The sequence below is a fragment of the Streptomyces sp. NPDC001536 genome (assembly GCF_042894505.1).
In the GTDB taxonomy this organism is placed as follows: Bacteria; Actinomycetota; Actinomycetes; order Streptomycetales; family Streptomycetaceae; genus Streptomyces.
The window spans coordinates 145,862-164,944 of sequence record NZ_JBIAVQ010000007.1; the positions used below are offsets into that span (position 1 = coordinate 145,862).

The following is a 19,083-nucleotide window of genomic DNA, read 5'->3' on the forward strand; positions in this document are numbered from 1 at the left end:
CACAAACCCCCTATGCCCGTGCGCTGTTGCCGCCCTTGACCGTCCTCGGCAGGGCCAGCTTGATCTCCTCCCTCAGCTCGTGGATCCGCGGGTAGCTGGAGTACTCGGCGGTGAGCCGGTACATCTGGCGCAGCCGGTCCCAGGTGCGGTGCGAGGAGTTGGACCCCATCGACACCAGGGCCAGCCGGGCGTAGCGGTCCGCCTGTTCCGGGTCGTCCGCGATGAAGCAGGCCGAGGCCATCGACAGGAAGTCGAAGATCTTCGACCGCTGCCGTCCGTCGACCCGCAGGGCCAGTGCCTTCTCCGCGTAGTGCTGGGCGTGTGCCGCCGCTGTCGGCTCGTGCTCCGCCAGCGTGCGGTAGGCCAGTGCCTGCATGCCGTACAGATCCTCCTCCTTGAAGGTCTGCATCCAGCTGGGCGGTGGCACATCGCCCTTGTCCGAGACGAAGAGGTCCTCCGCCTGTCCGAGGGTGCGGCGCATCGCCTGCCCCTTGCCCATCGACGCCTGTGCCCAGGCCTCGATGGTGTAGAGCATCGCCCTGGTGCGCGGCAGCACCTGTTCCCCGGAGCCGGACTGGGCGAGCTTCATCAGGTCGAGTGCGTCGTCGGGCCGGCCCAGGTGCACCATCTGGCGAGCCGCTCGGGAGAGCGCCTCCCCGGCGCGGGGCCGGTCGCCGCCCTCACGGGCCGCGTGGGCGGCGATGACGAAGTACTTCTGGGCCGTGGGCTCCAGGCCGACGTCATGTGACATCCAGCCCGCGAGGACGGCGAGGTTGGCGGCGACGCCCCACAGGCGCCGCTGGAGATGTTCGGGATGTCGGTAGGCGAGCATGCCGCCCACCTCGTTGAGCTGTCCTACGACCGCCTTGCGCTGCAGCCCGCCGCCGCGAGCCGCGTCCCACGCCCGGAACACCTCGACGGAACGCTCCAGTTCCTCGATCTCCTGCGATCCGATGGGGGCGGCCTCGTAGCGGTCGAACCCAGCGGGGTCGGCGTGCAATGGATCGTCGAACCTGGGAGCGTCGGCCGTCAGGGCCGGATCGGAGTGCAGCCAGTCGTGCATGGCGCTGCTGAGTGCGGATCCTGCGGTGAGCGCGACGCCCGCACCCACCAAGCCGCGTCGGTTGAGCATGAGGTCCATTCCCGTGAATTCGGTGAGGACCGCCGCGGTCCGCTCGGGCGCCCACGGCACACCGTCGGGATGTTCCACACTCCCGGCGTCCTGCCGTTTCCCCGTACGCCCGTGCCGGACCAGACCGAGGTCCTCGATGGTCACGACACGGCCGAGACGCTCGGTGAACAGGGCAGCCAGCACCCGGGGCACGGGATCGCGCGGGATCTCTCCCATGTCGATCCAACGCCGCACCCGTGAGGTGTCGGTCGACAGCTGGGGGTGGCCCATGGCCGCCGCCTGCCGGTTGACCAGCCTCGCGAGTTCACCCTTGGACCAGCCGGCCAGGCCGAACAGGTCCGAGAGTCGGGTGTTGGGTTGTCCGCTCACGTCAAGCCCCCAGGTTCTCGGCTGAGTTGACAGTAGCCCGGTGAGAGTTGCCGGGCGACTATTCGCCAGGGTTCGCCAGGGTGCGCCAGATGGTGTGCCACTGGGCGATGGGTGTCAGGTAGGAACGCGCCACCCCGACCCGGCCGCTGCCATATGACGGACGCATTCCCCAGGGTGCTCCTCGGGCGGTCGGGCCGGGGAGCGCACTTGCGCAGACATGCACAGCAGGCACACGAAGGGATCTGTTTCGCCCATGTACGCAGCATCGTCCTCCGTGTCCGCCCCGCCCCGGTCGCTGCACCCCCGCCCGGCGGGCAGCGGCCCCTACCTCGACCCCGCTCGCCCGGCGGCCCCCGTGCTCGGTGCCGGCAGGACGCGGCGCGCTCCGGGGCTCGGCACCCAACCGCTGAGCGGGAGACTCGACTTGTCCGGCCCTCAGGGCGCGCAGCTGCGTACGGCGATCGCGTCGGTGCACCGGATCTGCCCGGAGTTCGCTCCGGTCCAGGTGCTGCGCCGCAGCGGACGCTCCGTCCTCCTGGTGGGGACGACCGGGCGCAGCACGGCCGTCGCCAAGTGTTTACTGGACCACTCCCCCGCGTGGGCCGAGCGGATCCGCCACGAGATAGCGGCATACCGCTCGTTCGTCCGGCATCGCCCGCCCGTGCGGGTGCCCCGGCTGATCGCGGCGGACCCGGACAACTGCACCCTGGTGATCGAGCGGATGCCGGGACGGGTGGCGGCACTGCACCGGCACCCGGCGGAGGCCCCGCCGCGGACGGACATCCGGGCGGCACTCGGCGCGCTCTGCCGGCTGAACGCCTGGCGGCCGCCGGCGGGCACCTTCGACGCCCCGCTGGACTACGCGGCCCGTATCTCCCGCTACCACGAGCTGGGGCTGCTCACCGACCGCGACATGGGTGACCTTCAGAAGCTGCTGCACGGGATCGCGGCGACCTCGGGTCGGCACGGCATGGGACAGTTCTGCCACGGTGATGCCCTGCTCTCGAACATCCTTCTGTCACCGGCCGGTCCAGTGCTGGTGGACTGGGAGCACGCGGGCTGGTATCTGCCGGGGTACGACCTGGCGACGCTGTGGTCGGTGCTCGGGGACGCACCGGTGGCCCGTCGTCAGATCAGCCAGATCGCGCAGTCGGCGGGCCCGGCCTCGCGCGACGCGTTCCTGGTGAATCTGATGCTCGTACTGACCCGTGAGATCCGTACCTATGAGACGGCCGTGCAGCGTTCGATGCACGACACGACCCCGGCGGCACCGGGAGTGGCCCACCCGGGTGCTGCGCCGTCCGGCGAGGAGCAGCGCCTACTGCTGAGGCGGCTGCACGACGACTGCCAGCTGGCCCGACGGGCCGTACGCGCGGCGGTCGGCACTCGCTGACGGGGACGTCGGTCCGCGGTGCGCCCTGGGACAGTGGCGCACCGCGGACCTTCGTATGTCCGCTCTCTCGCGGTGCCTCGCAAACGGCCCATTGGTGTAAGCCACTGACACCTCGCAGGCCCGGAAGGTGCCGCCGCGAAACTCCCGGGACCCCCGGTTGACAAGGGAATTCTCCTGCCTCTGGGCATGATTGACGGATCGTCGGCAAGCCGGTACCACTGACGCACGCCCGGCCCCGCACGGCTCATCGCGACCGACCGTCCCAGGAGGCTGCAATGCGAGGATCCGACCCGGCCAGTGCCGCCGGGCACAGACATACACGGGCCGCCGTCGGCGCGGTCGCCACCGCGGCCCTGCTGCTGCCCCTGCTCGGCGCGACCCCCTCCGGCGCCCGGACCTCGGCGAACAGCCTCCAGCTGGCGTTCGCCTCGGCGGCCGCCCGGTACGAGGTCCCGCAGAGCGTCCTCCTCGGCGTCTCCTACCTCCAGTCCCGCTGGGACGCGCACGCCGGGGCGCCGAGTGTGACCGGCGGCTACGGCCCGATGCACCTCACCGACGCCCGGACCGCACTCGCCGAGGCCCCGCACCACAGCGAGGGCACGGAGGACGCGCGCGGCGACAGCGCCCGGGCGGCCCTGCTGCCCAAGACCGAGGTGCCGGCGCCGACGAAGTTCCCGGCCCGGCTCACGACGTTGCCGAAGGCGGCGGAACTGACCGGACTGAGCCCCGAGGAACTGCGGATCGACCCCGAGGCGAACATCGCCGGCGGCGCCGCGCTCCTGGCAAACGCGCAGAAGAACCTGGGCGAACCGCTCAGCGAGGACCCGGCGGACTGGTACGCCGCGGTGGCCCGTTTCTCGGGCGCGGACGACACCGCGACGGCGACGGCGTACGCCGACGACGTGTACGACGTGATCCACAGCGGTGCGGAACGCACCACGGACGCCGGCCAACTGGTCGCCCTGGCGGCCCGGCCGGACGTCGCCGCCGACACCTCCGAGCTGAAGCGGGCCGGTCTCAGGACGCTCGACACCGCGAACACGGAGTGCCCGAAGTCGGTGTCCTGCGAGTGGATCCCGGCACCGTACGAGGAGTTCGGCGACAACGACTACGGCAACCACGACCTGGGCGACCGGCCGAAGGCGCAGAGCATCAAGTACATCGTCATCCATGACACCGAGGGCGCCTGGGAGGGCGTCCTCAACCTGGTCCAGGACCCCACGTACGTCTCGTGGCAGTACACCCTGCGCTCCACCGACGGCCATATCGCCCAGCATGTGAAGGCCAAGGACGTGGCCTGGCACGCGGGCAACTGGTACGTCAACGCCAAGTCGATCGGGCTGGAGCACGAGGGCTTCCTGGCCAACCCGGACGCCTGGTACACGGAGGCGATGTACCGCTCGTCGGCGCGGCTGGTGAAGTACCTCGCCGAGAAGTACGGCATCCCCCTGGACCGGCAGCACATCATCGGCCACGACAATGTGCCGGGCCCGACCACGGCCACCGTCGGCGGCATGCACACCGACCCCGGTCCGTACTGGGACTGGCGGCACTACTTCGAGCTGCTCGGCCACCCCTTCGAGGCCACCGGCGGCAAGGACGCCGGTCTGGTGACGATCCGGCCCGACTACGCCACCAACCGGCCCGAGTACACGGGCTGCGTCACCAAGGGCGAGCCGTGCGCGGCGCACGGCTCCAGCGAGGTGCGGCTGTACTCGGGGCCCGGCGAGAGCTACCCCCTGATCAAGGACATCGGTCTGGGCACGGTGCCGGGCACCGGGGTGAACGACATCTCCTCACGGGTGTCCACCGGTCAGCAGTACGCGGTCGCCGGACGTGACGGCGACTGGACGGCGATCTGGTACCTGGGCCAGAAGGCCTGGTTCGAGAACCCGGAGAAGGACCCGACCGCGGTGGGCGCGAAGGGCATGGTGGTGACGCCCAAGGCCGGCGTGGAGAGCGTCCCGGTGTACGGGCGCGCGTACCCCGAGGCCTCCGCGTACCCGGCGGGCGTGCCCGCGCAGTCGGTGTCGCCGCTGCCGTACAAACTGCTCAAGGGCCAGAAGTACGTGGCCGGTGACAAGGTGCCGGGTGAGTACTACTACGCGGTCACGTTCGCCACGGACGCGCACCGGGTCGTGGTCGGCAAGGATCTCTACTACGAGATCCAGTTCGGTCACCGGGTGGCGTTCGTGCGGGCGGCGGACGTGGACGTGCAGGTCTCCCGGTAGGGGATTTCCGGTAGTTGGCGGTGCCACTCCTCGGGTGAGAGGCCGTCGCGGACCCGTCGGCAGACGGTGTCGGCGGCGGCCTCCGCCGTGATCGCGTACGTCTGCACGGGAGTGTGGTTTCCCGCCGCGTGCAGGAGCGTTCCGTCGGGGCTGAAGGCCAGCGCTCCGACGGTGTCGCCCGGGGTGGGCAGCGGTGCTCCGATACGGCGTCGGGAGGCGACGTCCCAGAGGTGGAGCGTGCCCTCGTCGCCGACGACGGCCAGGGTGCGGCCGTCCGGGGAGAAGGCGAGTGCGGAGACGTACTGGTAGGTGGTGGTGTCGGGGTCGGCGAGGACGCCGAGTCTGCCTTTGAGCCGGCCGTCCCAGAGCTCGACCCGGCCGGAGCCGTCCCCGACCGTGAAGTACTCGCCGTCCGGGCTGAAGGCCATGGCGGTCCCGCCGCCGGGGAGGCCGGTCGAGGGCAGCCGGGTGCCGGTGGGCAGCCGGTAGGCCTCGCCGCCGGTGGTGGCCACGAGATCGCCGTCGGGGTGCAGGAGGGTGCCGCCGGACGTGCCGGGCAGGGTGGCGGTCGTCGTACGGCGTCGGATGTCCCAGACCCGGGTCACGGCCGTGTCGGGGACGGGTTCCTCGGTGAGCAGCAGGGAGCGGTCGTCCGGGCCGAAGGCGATGTGGGCGAGCGGGGCCGGGCCGAGTTCCTCGGGGGTCAGGGTCGTGGTGACCTGGCGGTCCTGGATGTCGTAGAGCCGGACGCGCTCCGGTGTCCGGGCGGTGACGTAGTGCGCCACCCCGTAGGCGAGCGTCCTGCCCGTCGAGTCGAAGGACAGGGTGACGGTGCAGTGGATGACCGGTGTCTCGCCCGCGGGGACCTCGCACGGCATACGGCCGAGGTCAGCGAGGGCGCGGCCCGTGCGGGCGTCGAGGAGGCGGAAGCGCAGGTGCTCGCCGTCGGGGTCCGGTCGGACCGTGGCGAGGGTGGTGCCGTCCGGGCTGAACCGTTCCGCGGAGGTGGGGGCGGTGTTCCAGTCGGGAGTCGTCGATCTGCCCAGGGTGACCGTGTGCACGGTGGGGCCCCACACTCCTTCGGCGCCGCCGAGGTAGCGAAGGGTGCTCTCGTCGAGCCGGATCTCCTTGACGACCTCGCCGGAGAGCCGGTGGCGGAAGACCGGGAAGACGGGGGTGGTCAGGCGCCAGACCAGGAGCTCGTCGCCGTCCGAGGCCGCCACGAAGGTGCCGTCCGTGCTGAACTGGGCCAGTTTCAGGCCGCTGTACTCCACGGCGGCGACCTGTCGGCCGGTGTCGATCCGCCAGGCGCGGAAGCCGCCGGCGTCGATGACGCCCAGCAGCCGGCCGTCGGGGCTGAAGGTGATCTGTTCCTGGAGACAGGTGCCCACGGAGACCTCGGGCAGCCAGGGGGCACTGATCCGGCGCTGTCGCCCGACGTCCCACAGCTGGAGACGGCGGCCGGGCGCGCAGAGGGCGAGGTGGCGGTCGTCGGGGCTCAGGGTCACGTCGGGCATGCCCTCGTCGGACAGCACCGCCGTACGGCGCTCGCGCTCCAGCTGCTTGCGCACCGCCATGAGCCGGGCCCACGGGGTGCCGGCCTCGCTGAGGGACCCGGGGTTCTCGATCTCCAGCAGCTTCCGTCCGAGCCGGGCGTCCCAGAGCTGGATGCGCGTCCCGTCGTAGACGACGAGGGTGCGGCCGCTCGGGCTCATCTCCACGCCGCCGTCGGCGTCGGTCAGGGGCGCCGCTGCGCGACCGGTGGCGAGGTCGTGCACCGCGACCTCGGTGCCCTCGAAGACGGGGAGCCAGTCCGCGTCCGTCCGGGGGAAGCCCGCCCGCGTCATGGTGGCGCCGAGGCCGGGCAGCCGGGCGGTGCGGCGGTCGTCGTCGACGTCCCAGCGGGTCACCCCGTCCGTGCCCAGGCTGAGCAGGGTGCGTCCGTCGGCGCTGAGCCGGCGCATGGTCTGCTTGCCGCGGTCCGGATCGGTGAAGACGTGCTGTTCGTGCTGGGCGGCGGCCGCGAGCAGCGCGGACCTGGTCTCCGGCAGGTCGGCGACCCGCCATGCGGCGAGGCTCAGGCGCATCGACGTGACCGGGTCGGACATCCGCAGGCTCTCCGCCACACCGGCGATCCGGCGGGCCTCGGCCTCGGTGTGGCGCTGCTCGCTCGACCGGTTCTGCTGCCAGGCCACGAGGCCCGCGACGAGGCTGAGCACCACCAGGACGGTCAGGAGGGCGGACCGGGTCCGGGTCCGGCGTCGCTCGCGGTGGCGGGCCCCGGTGCTGCGCTCCAGGAACTCCCGCTCCAGCGAGGTGAGTTCGGACGCGCTGCTCGCGAAGTGCTCCTCGGCGCCGGCCAGCCGGACGCCCCGGTACAGGGAGTCCGGGTCCCGGTGGAGCGAGGCCCAGGTGTGGGCGGCTTCGGTGAGGTGGCGCTGGGCGCGGAGGCGTTCGCGGTCCTCGTCGATCCAGGTGCGCAGCCGGGGCCAGGCGGTGAGGAGTGCCTCGTGGGCCAGGTCGACGGTGCCGTCGTCGAGGGTGATCAGCCGTGCGCGGGCGAGGCGTTCGAGGACGAGGGCGGTGTCGGCGTCCTCCGCGACGGTGTGCTCGACGCGGGCCTCTCCCCCGCCGGCGTCCTCCCTGGCCGCTTCTCCCTCGCCGACTGTGGAGGTCACGGCCTCGTCGCCGACGGCCAGTTCGGCGCGGTCGGCCGGGCGCCGGGTGTCCGGGGTGCCCTGGCCAGGGGTGACGAGCCGGAGCAGGATGCGGCGGGCGGTCACGGCCTGGGCGGGGGTGAGGTCGGCGTATAGCTCCTCCGCGGTGTGGGCGATGGCTCCGTGGATACCGCCGGCCGCTTCGTACGCCGCTTCCGTCAGGGTCCGGCCCCGGCGGCGGCGCCAGGTCTCCAGCAGGGCGTGGGACATCAGCGGCAGGGCGCCCGGTTCGTCGGACACGTCGTCCAACAGGCGTGCGGTCAGGGTGCGTTCCACGACCAGGCCGCCGAGGGCGGCGGGCCGGACGATGGTCTCGCGCAGCTCGTCGGGGCCCATGGGGGCGACGAGCAGGGTGGCGTCCTGGGCGGCTTCGGCGAGGCGTGGGTGGCGGGTCAGGTGGCCGTAGAAGTCGGCGCGTACGGCGATCACGACCCGTTGCCGGGAGCCGTCGAACAGCAGGTCCAGGAAGCGGGCGCGTTCGTCCGGGTCCGTGCAGAGGGTGAAGAGTTCCTCGAACTGGTCGACCAGGACGACGGACGCGCCCGATGCCAGGGCGTCGGCGTGGGTGCGTGCGGGGTGCGGGCCGGGGGCAAGGACCAGGGGCTCCTTCGGGAGCCGGGGGACGAGCCCGGCGCGCAGGAGTGAGGACTTCCCACTGCCGGAGGGACCGACCAGGACGACGACGGGCTCGCGGCCCACCGTCCCCGCCAGCCGCTCGACGAGCCGGTCGCGGCCGAAGAACCGCTGGTGGTCTCCGGCCTCGAAGCGGGCCAGGCCCAGGTACGGAGCCTGGCCCGGGTCGTCCGTGGCCCGCCGGTCGGCCGTCTCCTCCTCGGTCGCCTGGTGCCAGCGCCGCTCCCACTCGTCCCGGTCGCCTCCGCAGGCGGCGACGTAGGCGAGGGTGACCTGGCGGGACGGGAGGCGGTCGCCGGCCGCGGCCTGGGCGAGCGTGGCCGTGGAGTAGTGGGCCCGCGCGGCCATGGCGCGGTAGGTGAGGCCGCCGGCCTCCTGCCGTAACTTCCGCAGCTCGTAGGCGAATCGGGCGACGGCACCCTCGGTCGGGTCAAGCGGTCGCTCCCGTCGCCCCATGACACCCCCTCGGTCCCGCACGTTATGGAGCCGGGCCTGGGCGGGGCAAGCCGGTGAGACAGTCCTGTCCGGTAATTGTCCGGAGTGGCGAAAGGGGGCTGCCGGACAACTCCGCGCGCCGGAAAACTGGGATCACGGCACCCCGGGACGGCCGTCGCGGCGGACGGTACGGGGGAACCCCGGGTGCCGCCGTGGTGGGTGGGACGACCGTGCCGCGGGCGGGCTCCGGAGGGCCGAGCACGGGGGGCTTCGGCCCTCCGGAGTCCACGACGTTCAGGCCGCCGCGTACGGTCAGGGCACGTTCGGCCGCGGTGGGGCCGTCGGTGCGGGTGGACACCGGACGGCCCGTGGGGTCATGACAACGCGAGCTGGATCAGCCCTGCTGGAAGAGCTCCGCCGGCAGCGGCTTCAGGAGGGCGTACAGATCGTCGGTGATCGGGCGGTCCCACGCGGCGATGGTCACCAGGACATTGTCGCTGCGGTCGAACTGCACGCAGGAGATCCGGCCCTCGGAGAGCTTCAGGCGCCGCACGATCAGGAGGTTGTCGCCCTGCATCACCGGGACGTCCTCGGCGCCGACGACGGTCACCTCCTCCTCGTTCTCCAGCGCGATCAGCAGCTGGGCCACCTCGAAGGGGACCTCACCCTCGGCGAGCTCCCGGGCGGGGGAGCCCTCGGGGAGGTTGCCGATGATCATCGCGGGCCCGCGGCCGCCGAACAGGTCGTAGCGCAGGAAGACACCCTGGCAGGTGCCGTCGGGGGCGGGCAGCAGGCCGGCGCCGAGATTTCCGGGCCAGTCGCCCGGGTCCATGGCCAGGACGTCGAAGTCGGGGCCGGCGGGGGTTGCGCTGCGGCGGCGGAGGAACGACATGGGCCTATGGTACGGGGCCCGGAGGCAGTGGGGCGGCTGCGGGTGGGTGGGGGCTGGTCGGGCAGTTCCCCGCGCCCCTGGGTGGGTGGGGGCCTACGTCGGTTTCACCACCGCTGCCAGTCCGGTGTTGTCCGTGCCCAGCTTTCGGTAGACCGCCGAGAGCAGGCGCGTGACCGCCGGCTCGTCGACGGTCAGCTCCTTGGCGATCTCCGCCTTGGTCCGGCCCTCGGCCGCCATCGTGGCTGCCGTGCGTTCGCGGGTCGTCAGCGCGTCCGTGTCCGTGCTGTGCAGGCGGCGCGGTCGCAGTCCCGCGGCCGCCAGTTCGTCGCGGGCCGCCTCCACCAGGCCGTCCGCGCCGCACTGCACCGCCGCGTCCAGGCCCCGGTAGAGGTGCTCCGCCGCCTCCGTGGGGCGCCCCGCGCGCCGTAGTTCCGTGCCCAGGGCGACCAGTGCGCAGGCCAGCTCGTACGCGGCCGGTGAGCACTCCAGGTGGGCGACCGACTCCTCCAGGTACTTCACGCGGACCGAGCCCGAGGACACCTCGGCGGCCGTGCGCAGGGCCTGGCCGATGGCGGAGGGGGTGCCGAACTGGCGGGCGCGGGCCACCGCTTCGAGGGCGGTGGTGACCGCGCGTTCGGGGGCGTCGTGGCTCTCGGCGCGGGCGAGGTGGAGCTGCCAGGGGCACCAGGCGGGGTTGCGGATGCCGCGGGGGTCCAGACGGCGGCCCGCCGCCGCCAGCTCGGCCGCCGCGTCCTTGGTGAGACCGCGGGCGAGCAGCAGTTCGCCGTAGACGGTCTGGACGTCGGGGAAGACCACGGCGGCCGGGAAGGGTTCGTTGAAGGAGTAGTCCTCCGCGGTCCGCGCGGCCTCCGTGACGCGCCCGCGGGCCAGCAGGACCTCGATGAGGATGCCGACGGCGTACCAGTGGGCGGGGGTGCCCGGCCCGACGCGTTCGGCCAGCCTGAGTCCCGCGCGCACGAAGTCCTCGGCCTCGGCGAGCCGGCCGCGGCGGAAGCGGAGGTAGGCGAGGAGCGTGTAGCCGAAGGAGAGGTGGGCGCCGCGCCAGCCCTGGCGTTCGAAGTCGGCGATCCCTGCGGCGAAGAGCTCTTCCGTACGGCCGGGGCGGTCGGCGTACATGAAGGCCATGGCCACCAGCACGGGCACCTCGAAACCGCGGTCGGGTTCGGCCCAGCCGAGGCCGCCGGCGAGGGCGCGTTCGGCGTGGTGGAGGGCGACCTGGGCGGGTTCGCCGCGCAGGGTCGCGTCCCAGGCGCGCAGGCCGATGATGTACCGCTCGGTGAGGTCGCGGCCCTTGAGGCGGTCGGCGAGTTTGGTGAGGCGCCGGGAGCGGGAGGGGTGGTCGGGTTCGTCGGCGCGGAAGGCGTCCCACATGAACTGCTCGGCGACCATGCGCAGCTTGACGCGGGCGTCCTCGGTGACGCGGATCTCCCGGGCGAGGGTGTCGGAGGCCTCGGCGAGCCGGTCGCTGTGGGCGAGGACCTGGGAGAGCCGGTAGACGATGTGGTGCCGCAACTCCCGGTCGGCGATGGGCTCTTCGAGGGCGGCGCGCAGATGGTTCACCGTGGTGGCCGGTTCGGTGAGCAGGGAGGCGCTGCCGAGTTCGTACAGGACGGCGGCCCGGTCCTCGAAGGGCGGGGGTTCGCGCAGGGCGCGGGCGAGGTAGCTGCGGGCGGCGTCGGGGGCGCCGGAGCGGACCGTCTCGCCGGCGGCGGCGCGCAGTTGCTGGACGACCCAGGTGTCGCCGTCGGGGTGGGTCTCCAGGAGGTGGCGGGCGGCGACGGAGGGGCCCTGTCCGTCGTTGATGACGCACCAGGCGGCCTGGCCGTGCAGGGCGACGCGGACCCCTGAGGGGATGGCCCGGTAGACGGCGGTGGCGATGAGCGGGTGGACGAACTCCAGGGTCTCGGCGCCGGTGAGGATACGGGCGCCGCGCAGGGCGTCGGCGGCGTCCGCGGCCTCCTCCTGGCCGAGGCCCGCGACGGCGGCGGCCAGCAGGGGGTGGATCTCGGTGCCGAGGACGGCGCAGGCCCAGGCGAAGCGGACGGTGGAGGTGCCGAGCCGTTCGAGTCGGGCGATCAGTCCGCTGCCCTTGACCGCGGCGGCGAGGTCGCGCAGCAGATGGGCGCCGGCCTCGGTGGGGGTCAGGCCGCGGTCGCGTACTTTGACCGTGAGCTCGACGGTCTCGAAGGGGTTGCCGGCGGTGACGGCCCAGCACTCGCGGCAGAACGCGTCGTCGGCGTAGGTGCCGAGTGCTTCGCGGACGAGACCGGCGACGGCGACCGCGCTGAGCGGCTCCAGGTCGATGGGCCGGCCGCCGGCCCGGCCGGGCAGTCCGCGGAACGACTCGGCGTGGTCGGGGAGTTCCTCGGGCCGGTATCCGACGACGAGCAGCAGCGGGAGTTCCTCGGCTCGCGGGGCGAACGCGGCCAGCCAGCGCAGGGATTCGGGATCCGCCCAGTGGGCGTCGTCGAGGACCAGGACCATCGGGGCGCGCTGCACGGCGAGATGGGTGAGGACCCAGTCCAGTCCGTCCCGCAGCCCCTGCTGGTCGGGCGGGGCGCCGTCGGTGGGCGCGCACAGGCCGAGGGCGGGGCCGACGATGTCGTACCAACTGCCCAGCCGGTCACGGAGATCGGCCTCCGCCGCTCCGGCGAACTGGGGTTGCAGCAGCTGCCGGGCCACATGGAAGGCGACGCGCTGCTCCTGGTCGCCGCCGCGTGCGGAGAGCACGGTGCAGCCCCGTGCGGCGGCGCGCCGGCGGACCTCGGCCAGCAGGGTCGTCTTGCCGATCCCGGCCCGTCCGGCGAAGGCGAGCAGCGCGCCGCGAGGCTGTCCGGTCGGCTCCGCCCCGTCCGCGCGCAGACCGGTGAGCTCGCCCAATGCCTCGTCCACTGCGGCGAGTTCACTCTCACGCTCGAACAGCGTCCTGCTGCTCCTGGTGCTGCGCCGGCCCATGGTGCACCCCCTGCCACGGTGGTTGACCCGCGCGGGGAGCGGGCGCGCACCGTGACCTCCAGGCACCTCAGCGTACGCTTCCGGCAGGCGGTGCGGGCCCTTGTCGGTGGACCCTCGTGCAATTCGCGCGGCGGCGTCACGGGCGCCTTCGCCGGCCGGCGCTCCTAGACGGTCCCCTTGTGCCGCTCGTGATGCCGGGCCACCCGAGCACGGTTCCCGCAGGCCGGCTTGCACCACTCCTGGCGCGGATGTTCCTTGATGAAGTACCGCACACAGCGCGGCGCGTGGCAGGCGCGCAGCCGTTCCCGGTCCGGGCCGGCGAGGAAGCCGATCGCGGCCTGCGCGAGTGCTGCCGTGAGGTCGCTCTCGGCGTGCGGCGTGCGGCGCTCCACGGTGGGTTCGGAAGTCTCGGCCCAGTGCAGGACGGGGATCGTGGGCCTGCGAGCGGCCGTCGCGTTGAGCAGTTCGACGGCTTGCGGTACGGGCATCAGCCGCGCGGCGTCGGCCCGGCTCGGTTCTCCGGGTCGTACGGCACGGGCGAACAGGGCCCGGACGGCGGCGCGCAGCTCCCGTACGGCGGTCAGGTCCGCGTCGCCGGCCGTGTACGCGGCGGCGGTCGGCACGACGTCGGGGTGGGCCCGTACCCATGCGGTGAGCCCGGCAGGCTCGCCCAGGTCGTCGGCCACGCCCCCGTGTCCGTCGTGGCGGACGGTGAGGGCGAGGTCGAGGGCGAGGCGGGTGTCCCTGTTGGTCGAGTCCTGCATGGCCCTGACGATAGAGGGACCCTCATCCATTAGGAGCTTCCGGTGGCACCACGGCGACCGGGCTCGCCGCGTGGAGCAGGACCGCCTGGGTCACCGAGCCCATCATGCGGGCGGGCGCCAGCAGCCGGCGCCGGTGACGGCCGACGACGACCAGGTCGGCGTCCTTGGACGCGGCGACGAGATGCCCGGCAGCGTCCCCCGGGACCACAGAGAGTTCGACCCGCACATCGGCATGCCGCTTGCGGTGCGGCACGAGGAAGCCCTCGGCGAGCGTGCGGGTCTCGCCCTCGACGGCGTCCTGGTCGATCATCACCGGCACGAGTTCGCCTGGCATCGCCCAGCTCTGGAGCGGCCACTGGTAGGCGGCGACGACCTGGAGACGGGCGCCGCGCAGGGCGGCCTCGGCGAAGGCGAAGGCGAGCGCCGCCTCGTCGGGGCTGTCGACCTGGAGGCCGACGACCACGCGCGGCCCCGGCTCGGTCGGCATCCCCTCGTCCACCTCGCGCCCCGGCTTCGGTACGACGACGACCACGCACTCCGCGTCCCGTGCGGCGGCCATGCCGTTGGACCCGAGCAGCAGACTGGCGAAGCCGCCGCGGCCACGGGAACCGAGCACCAACAGCTGGGCGGTGGACCCCAGTTCCGGCAGTGCCGCACTGGGCGTGCCCTCCAGCGCGACGTACTCCGTCACCGGCCGTTCGACGCGTCCCGCCAGATAGCGGCGTACCTGGTCGAGGACCGTGTCGTCCTCCGCCGCGGGCCGGCCGGCCGGCAGGACGTCGGGTCCGGCCCAGGCGGGATACTGGTGTACGTGCACCACCCGCAGGGGCGCCTCGCGTGCCAGCGCGGCCTCGAAGGCCCAGTCCAGTGCGACCAGACTGTCGTCCGAACCGTCGACCGCCGCGATGACCGGCAGGTTGCTCATGGGTTCCTCACCTCCGGAGTACGACCTTCCCCCCGGGAGCCAGCGTCGCTCAGACGCCGGTCCCGGCAGGCTGCTCACGGTCGCGTGTCCGGAAAAACAGGTGAAACACCGCCGGATCGGCCCGTCGGATCACCCCGGACCGAAACCTCACCTGATCACGTGAGGTCGAACTCCCCTTCCCGCGCCCCTGACACGAACGCGCCCCACTCGGCAGGTGTGAAGATCAGGGAAGGGCTCTCCGGGCGGCCGCTGTTGCGCATCGCGATGAAACCCTCGACAAAGGCGATCTGGACATCCCCCAGGCCACGGCTGCTGGAGTGCCAGTCGGCGCTGCTGAGGTCCAGTTCGGGCTTGTCCCAGCCCATGAGCGGCTGTTGCTGGATGGTGGTCTCGGCCACGTCCGTGCTCCTCCCGATTGCGTCGTCCGCGGTCAGCCTAGCGATCGACTCCGAGTGCCGACAGGCCACGTGAGGGGGACCTTTCGGTGACCTTCAAGGAGGCATTTCACGCATCAGGGGGTTCGGACCCCACGAGCCACATCGAGAAGAACTGGGATCCGCCGCCGTAGGCGTGTCCGAGCGCCCTGCGGGCCCCTTCCACCTGGTGTTCCCCGGCCTGGCCGCGCACCTGGAGGGCCGCCTCCGCGAAGCGGATCATGCCGGAGGCGCCGATGGGGTTGGTGGACAGGACACCGCCCGACATGTTGACGGGCAGATCGCCGTCCAGTTCCGTCACTCCCGCCTCGGTGAGCTTCCAGCCCTCGCCCTCGTCGGCGAAGCCAAGGTTCTCCAGCCACATCGGCTCGTACCAGGAGAACGGCACGTACATCTCCACGGCGTCGATGTCCCGGCGCGGATCGGCGATGCCCGCCTGCCGGTACACATCGGCCGCGCAGTCCTTTCCGGCCTGCGGCGAGACGGCGTCCTTGCCCGCGAAGAGGGTCGGCTCGCTGCGCATGGCGCCGCCGAGCAGCCAGGCGGGCGGGCGTGGCGCGCGGGCCGCCCCCGCCCGGTCGGTGAGCACCATCGCGCAGGCTCCGTCGGAGGACGGGCAGGTCTCGGAGTAGCGGATCGGGTCCCAGAGCATGGGCGAGGCCTGGACCTTCTCCAGGGTGATGTCGTGTTCGTGGAGGTGGGCGTAGGGGTTCTTGAGCGCGTTGCGCCGGTCCTTGTACGCCACCAGTGAGCCGACCGTGTCGGGCGCGCCGCTGCGCCGCATGTACGCGCGCACGTGCGGGGCGAAGAAGCCGCCCGCCCCGGCCAGCAGGGGCTGCTGGAAGGGGATCGGCAGGGACAGGCCCCACATGGCGTTGGACTCGGACTGCTTCTCGAAGGCCAGCGTCAGGACGGTGCCGTGCACGCGGGCCGCGACGAGCCCCGCGGCGACCAGTGCCGTCGAACCGCCGACCGAGCCCGCCGTGTGCACCCGCAACATCGGCTTGCCCACCGCGCCGAGCGCGTCGGCGAGATACAGCTCCGGCATCATGACGCCCTCGAAGAAGTCGGGCGCCTTGCCGATGACGACGGCGTCGATGTCGGCCCAGTCCAACTCGGCGTCGTCGAGGGCCCGTCGGGCCGCCTCCCGTACGAGCCCGGCGATCGACACGTCCCGCCGGGCCGCGACATGTTTGGTCTGACCGATGCCGGTGACGGCCACGGGCTCCTTGCTCATCGCGGATCCCCTTCCAGTACGGCGACCAGGTTCTGTTGGAGACAGGGACCGGAGGTGGCGTGCGCGAGGGCCCGGTCGGACTCGCCGCGATGGATACCGGCGGCGGCCTCACCGATGCGGATCAGCCCGGCGGCCATCATCGGGTTGGCGGCGAGGGCCCCGCCGGACGGGTTGACCCGGACGTCGTCGGCCAGCTTCAGCGCCTTGCGCAACACGACCTCCTGGGAGGTGAAGGGCGCGTGCAACTCGGCGGTGTCGACGGGCCGTTCAAAGGCACCTGCCTTCTCGGCGGCCAGGCGGGTGGAGGGCGAGTCGGTCAGGTCGCGGACGCCGAGGGCGTGTGCCTCGATGCGGTGGTCGATGCCGCGGATCCAGGCGGGGCGCTCGCACAGTTCACGGGCCCGCTCCCCGGCCGCGAGCACCACCGCGGCCGCCCCGTCGCCGATCGGCGGGCAGTCACCGGTGCGCAACGGCCGTACGACGTACTCCCCTTGCGGGACACCCCCCGTGAGTTGCGCACGCGGGTTGTCGACCGCGCGGCTGCGGGCGCCGATCGCGGCCAGCGCCGGTTCGTCGGTGTCGCCCGCGTCGATGAGCGCCTGCGCCTGGAGGGCGGCGAGGGCGACCGAGTCGGGCCACAGGGGTGCCACGTAGTACGGGTCGAGCTGGCGCGTCAGCACATCGCGCAGCGAACCGGGCGAGGACTTGCCGTAGGAGTAGACGAGCGCGGTGTCCGCGTCCCCGGTGAGCAGTTTGGTCCAGGCCTCGTACAGCGCCCACGCGCCGTCCATCTCGACGTGCGACTCGGAGATCGGCGGCCAGGCGCCGACACCGTCGAGGGCGAGGGTGAAGGAGAAGGCGCGCCCGGCGAGGTAGTCGCTGGAGCCGGAGCAGGTGAAGCCGATGTCCGCGGTCTTCAGGCCGGTCCGGTCGAGGACGTCGTGCAGGACCGGCATGAGCATCTCCACCTCGGACTGTTCCTCGGTGGTGCGCAGGACGTCGGACTGGGCGAAGGCGACGACGGCGATGTCCCGGGTCACAACAGCTCCTTGTATGTCTCGTAGTCCGCGTCGGGTTCTCCCGTGGGCCGGTAGTGGTCGGGGTAGCGGCCCCCTTCCGTCCACACCGGTTCGACGCGCAGGCCCATGCGCACCTGGTCGTACGGGATGCCGCCGATCCGTCCGTGCAGCGCGAGGTCGGCGCCGTCGAGGGCGATGTGGGCGTAGACGTAGGGGACTTCGATGTCGAGGTTCTTCGCCTTGATGTTGACGATGCAGAACGTGGTGACCGTGCCGCCCGGTCCCACCTCCACCTGTTCCGAGGTGGCGACGCCGCAGGTGGGGCACGCGCCCCTCGGCGGCACGTACACCTTGCGGCAGGACGGGCAGCGTTCGCCGACGTTGCGCCGGTCGGCAAGGGCGTTGATGTAGGCGGTCTGGGCGCGGCCGGGCGAGTAGGTGTAGTCGAGTCGGGCGGCCGCGACGATCCCGGTGATCGGGTCCTCGAACTCGCCGCTGTGGCCGGTCGGTTCGGCCGCGTCACCGTCGTACGGCTCGAAGCAGGCGATGTCGGTGATCGCGCCGACCCGGTCCTCGGCCCAGCGGACGCGGACCCGCATACCGGTGTGCACGGCGTCGGGGCCGGGCGCGTCGAGGGCGTGGAGAAGAGCCGTGTCGGCGCCGTCGAGGCGGACGAGAACCCAGGCGAAGGGCGAGGAGAGGGGCTGGCCGCGGCGGGGTTCGTGGTTCCAAGCCCAGGTGGTGACGTTGCCGGTGGGGGCGACCTCGACGAGGTCGCGGATCTCCTCGGCGGTGACGGGGTCGTACTCGACGGGGGGTACGAGGGTGCGGCCGTCACCGGTCTTCACCCCGAGGACGACGCGGTCGCGCAGGCCGGTGAGGAAGGCGCTCTGGACGGGGCCGAGGGAGCGGGTGAAGGGAAATTCGACGATCAGGGGAGCTTTGAGGACTTCGGGCACGGGGACTCCCTCGTTACATTCGCTTGTAGGTGGGCGGTCGTTTCTCCGCGAAGGCGCGGGCCCCCTCCTTGGCGTCGGCGGTGTCGAAGACGGGCCAGCCGCGCTTGAGTTCGGCGGCGAGGCCGTCGGTCTCGGTCAGCTCGGCGGTCTCGTACACGGACGCCTTGACGGCCTCGACCGCCAACGGGCCGCAGGCGTTGATCTGTTCGGCGATCTCCAGGGCCTTGGTCAGTGCCGTGCCGTCGGGGACCACATGTCCGATCAGGCCGATGTCCAGGGCCTCGCGGGCGCTGTAGGGGCGGCCCGTGAGCAGCATCTCCAGGGCGTGGGTGCGCGGGATCTGGCGCTGGAGGCGGACCGTGGAGCCGCCGATCGGGAAGAGGCCGCGTTTGACCTCGAACAGGCCGAAGGTCGCCGACTCGCCCGCGACCCGGATGTCCGTGCCCTGGAGCATCTCGGTACCACCCGCGACGCAGTAGCCCTCGACGGCGGCGATCACCGGTTTGCGGGGCCGGTGATGGCGCAGCATCGCCTTCCAGTGCAGGTCGGGGTCGGCCTTGAGCCGGTCCCGGTACTGCTCTCCCTCCATGCCCTTTCCCGCCAGGGCCTTGAGGTCCATGCCGGCGCAGAACGAGCCGCCCGCTCCGGTGAACACGATCGAGCGGACCGAGTCGTCGGCGTCGGCCTCGACCCAGCCGTCGTACAGGCCGACGAGCATCGCCAGCGAGAGCGCATTCTTGGCCTCCGGCCTGTTGAGCGTGAGCACCAGTGTGGCGCCTTCGCGCTGCACAGTGAGGTGTTCCGTGCCACCCATCGCCCATCTCCCCTCTGAAAGAACGAGAACAGGTTGCAGGAGAGGCCCGGGCTCTTCAAGAGTTTTCTGACAGACAGTCAGATTTATTCGCGCGGAGCCTTCACAGTTGGGTCGCCCTTTGCTCTGATGACCGGCAACCGGTGCGGAGCGAGG

Annotated in this window: 13 protein-coding genes; 2 read left to right on the plus strand and 11 right to left on the minus strand. The window is 72.3% G+C overall.

The genetic code is table 11. The features are described from left to right. Positions 1–10: 10 nt before the first annotated feature. Positions 11–1,501: a hypothetical protein gene (locus ACFY0U_RS20635; protein WP_388637603.1), complete on the minus strand. Its 1,491-nt coding sequence runs from the start codon at positions 1,499–1,501 to the stop codon at positions 11–13. Between the two features lie 253 nt (positions 1,502–1,754). Here ACFY0U_RS20635 and ACFY0U_RS20640 point away from each other — a divergent pair, with 253 nt between their 5' ends. Further along, complete coding sequence (locus ACFY0U_RS20640) at positions 1,755–2,894, plus strand: aminoglycoside phosphotransferase family protein (RefSeq protein ID WP_388637606.1); 1,140 nt, start codon at positions 1,755–1,757, stop codon at positions 2,892–2,894. 275 nt (positions 2,895–3,169) lie between these two features. Next, on the plus strand, positions 3,170–5,125 hold the full coding sequence (locus ACFY0U_RS20645) for an N-acetylmuramoyl-L-alanine amidase (RefSeq protein WP_388637609.1): 1,956 nt from the start codon (positions 3,170–3,172) through the stop codon (positions 5,123–5,125). Here the strand turns inward: ACFY0U_RS20645 and ACFY0U_RS20650 are convergent. The 10 genes from ACFY0U_RS20650 to ACFY0U_RS20695 all read right to left on the minus strand — a co-directional run bounded on the left by ACFY0U_RS20650 (position 5,071) and on the right by ACFY0U_RS20695 (position 18,930). Next, positions 5,071–8,931, minus strand: coding sequence for a hypothetical protein (locus ACFY0U_RS20650; protein ID WP_388637612.1), 3,861 nt, complete (start codon positions 8,929–8,931; stop codon positions 5,071–5,073). The two genes, ACFY0U_RS20645 and ACFY0U_RS20650, sit on opposite strands and share 55 nt — an antisense overlap. A gap of 373 nt (positions 8,932–9,304) precedes the next feature. Next, positions 9,305–9,802: a hypothetical protein gene (locus ACFY0U_RS20655; RefSeq protein WP_388637615.1), complete on the minus strand. Its 498-nt coding sequence runs from the start codon at positions 9,800–9,802 to the stop codon at positions 9,305–9,307. Positions 9,803–9,895: 93 nt separating this feature from the next. Then, positions 9,896–12,778 (minus strand): ATP-binding protein, encoded by a 2,883-nt coding sequence (locus tag ACFY0U_RS20660; RefSeq protein ID WP_388637617.1) that lies wholly within the window; start codon positions 12,776–12,778, stop codon positions 9,896–9,898. Between the two features lie 164 nt (positions 12,779–12,942). Continuing rightward, a complete protein-coding gene (locus ACFY0U_RS20665) occupies positions 12,943–13,542 on the minus strand; it encodes a CGNR zinc finger domain-containing protein (RefSeq protein WP_388637620.1) in 600 nt (199 codons plus the stop codon). A 22-nt stretch (positions 13,543–13,564) separates the two neighbouring features. After that, the gene (locus tag ACFY0U_RS20670; RefSeq protein ID WP_388637623.1) at positions 13,565–14,467 is read right to left on the minus strand and encodes a universal stress protein; all 903 of its coding nucleotides are present in this window, start codon (positions 14,465–14,467) and stop codon (positions 13,565–13,567) included. A gap of 155 nt (positions 14,468–14,622) precedes the next feature. Then, positions 14,623–14,865 carry a DUF397 domain-containing protein gene (locus tag ACFY0U_RS20675; RefSeq protein WP_046259371.1) on the minus strand — a complete coding sequence of 81 codons (243 nt, stop codon included), beginning with the start codon at positions 14,863–14,865 and terminating at the stop codon, positions 14,623–14,625. Between the two features lie 106 nt (positions 14,866–14,971). Then, positions 14,972–16,138 carry a thiolase domain-containing protein gene (locus ACFY0U_RS20680; RefSeq protein WP_388637626.1) on the minus strand — a complete coding sequence of 389 codons (1,167 nt, stop codon included), beginning with the start codon at positions 16,136–16,138 and terminating at the stop codon, positions 14,972–14,974. Continuing rightward, positions 16,135–17,178, minus strand: a complete 1,044-nt coding sequence (locus ACFY0U_RS20685) for a thiolase domain-containing protein (RefSeq protein ID WP_388637629.1) — start codon at positions 17,176–17,178, stop codon at positions 16,135–16,137. Before ACFY0U_RS20685 ends, ACFY0U_RS20680 begins: the two co-directional genes overlap by 4 nt. Then, complete coding sequence (locus ACFY0U_RS20690) at positions 17,175–18,116, minus strand: Zn-ribbon domain-containing OB-fold protein (RefSeq protein ID WP_388637632.1); 942 nt, start codon at positions 18,114–18,116, stop codon at positions 17,175–17,177. Before ACFY0U_RS20690 ends, ACFY0U_RS20685 begins: the two co-directional genes overlap by 4 nt. A gap of 13 nt (positions 18,117–18,129) precedes the next feature. Continuing rightward, positions 18,130–18,930: a crotonase/enoyl-CoA hydratase family protein gene (locus tag ACFY0U_RS20695; RefSeq protein WP_388637635.1), complete on the minus strand. Its 801-nt coding sequence runs from the start codon at positions 18,928–18,930 to the stop codon at positions 18,130–18,132. Positions 18,931–19,083 lie beyond the last annotated feature (153 nt).

Bases quoted from the DNA above. Each gene is read 5' to 3' on its own strand.
- ACFY0U_RS20645 (WP_388637609.1), top strand. From the start codon at position 3,170: ATGCGAGGATCCGACCCGGCCAGTGCCGCCGGGCACAGACATACACGG.
- ACFY0U_RS20660 (WP_388637617.1), bottom strand. From the start codon at position 12,778: ATGGGCCGGCGCAGCACCAGGAGCAGCAGGACGCTGTTCGAGCGTGAG.
- ACFY0U_RS20655 (WP_388637615.1), bottom strand. From the start codon at position 9,802: ATGTCGTTCCTCCGCCGCCGCAGCGCAACCCCCGCCGGCCCCGACTTC.
- ACFY0U_RS20665 (WP_388637620.1), bottom strand. From the start codon at position 13,542: ATGCAGGACTCGACCAACAGGGACACCCGCCTCGCCCTCGACCTCGCC.
- ACFY0U_RS20695 (WP_388637635.1), bottom strand. From the start codon at position 18,930: ATGGGTGGCACGGAACACCTCACTGTGCAGCGCGAAGGCGCCACACTG.
- ACFY0U_RS20650 (WP_388637612.1), bottom strand. From the start codon at position 8,931: ATGGGGCGACGGGAGCGACCGCTTGACCCGACCGAGGGTGCCGTCGCC.
- ACFY0U_RS20640 (WP_388637606.1), top strand. From the start codon at position 1,755: ATGTACGCAGCATCGTCCTCCGTGTCCGCCCCGCCCCGGTCGCTGCAC.
- ACFY0U_RS20670 (WP_388637623.1), bottom strand. From the start codon at position 14,467: ATGAGCAACCTGCCGGTCATCGCGGCGGTCGACGGTTCGGACGACAGT.
- ACFY0U_RS20680 (WP_388637626.1), bottom strand. From the start codon at position 16,138: ATGAGCAAGGAGCCCGTGGCCGTCACCGGCATCGGTCAGACCAAACAT.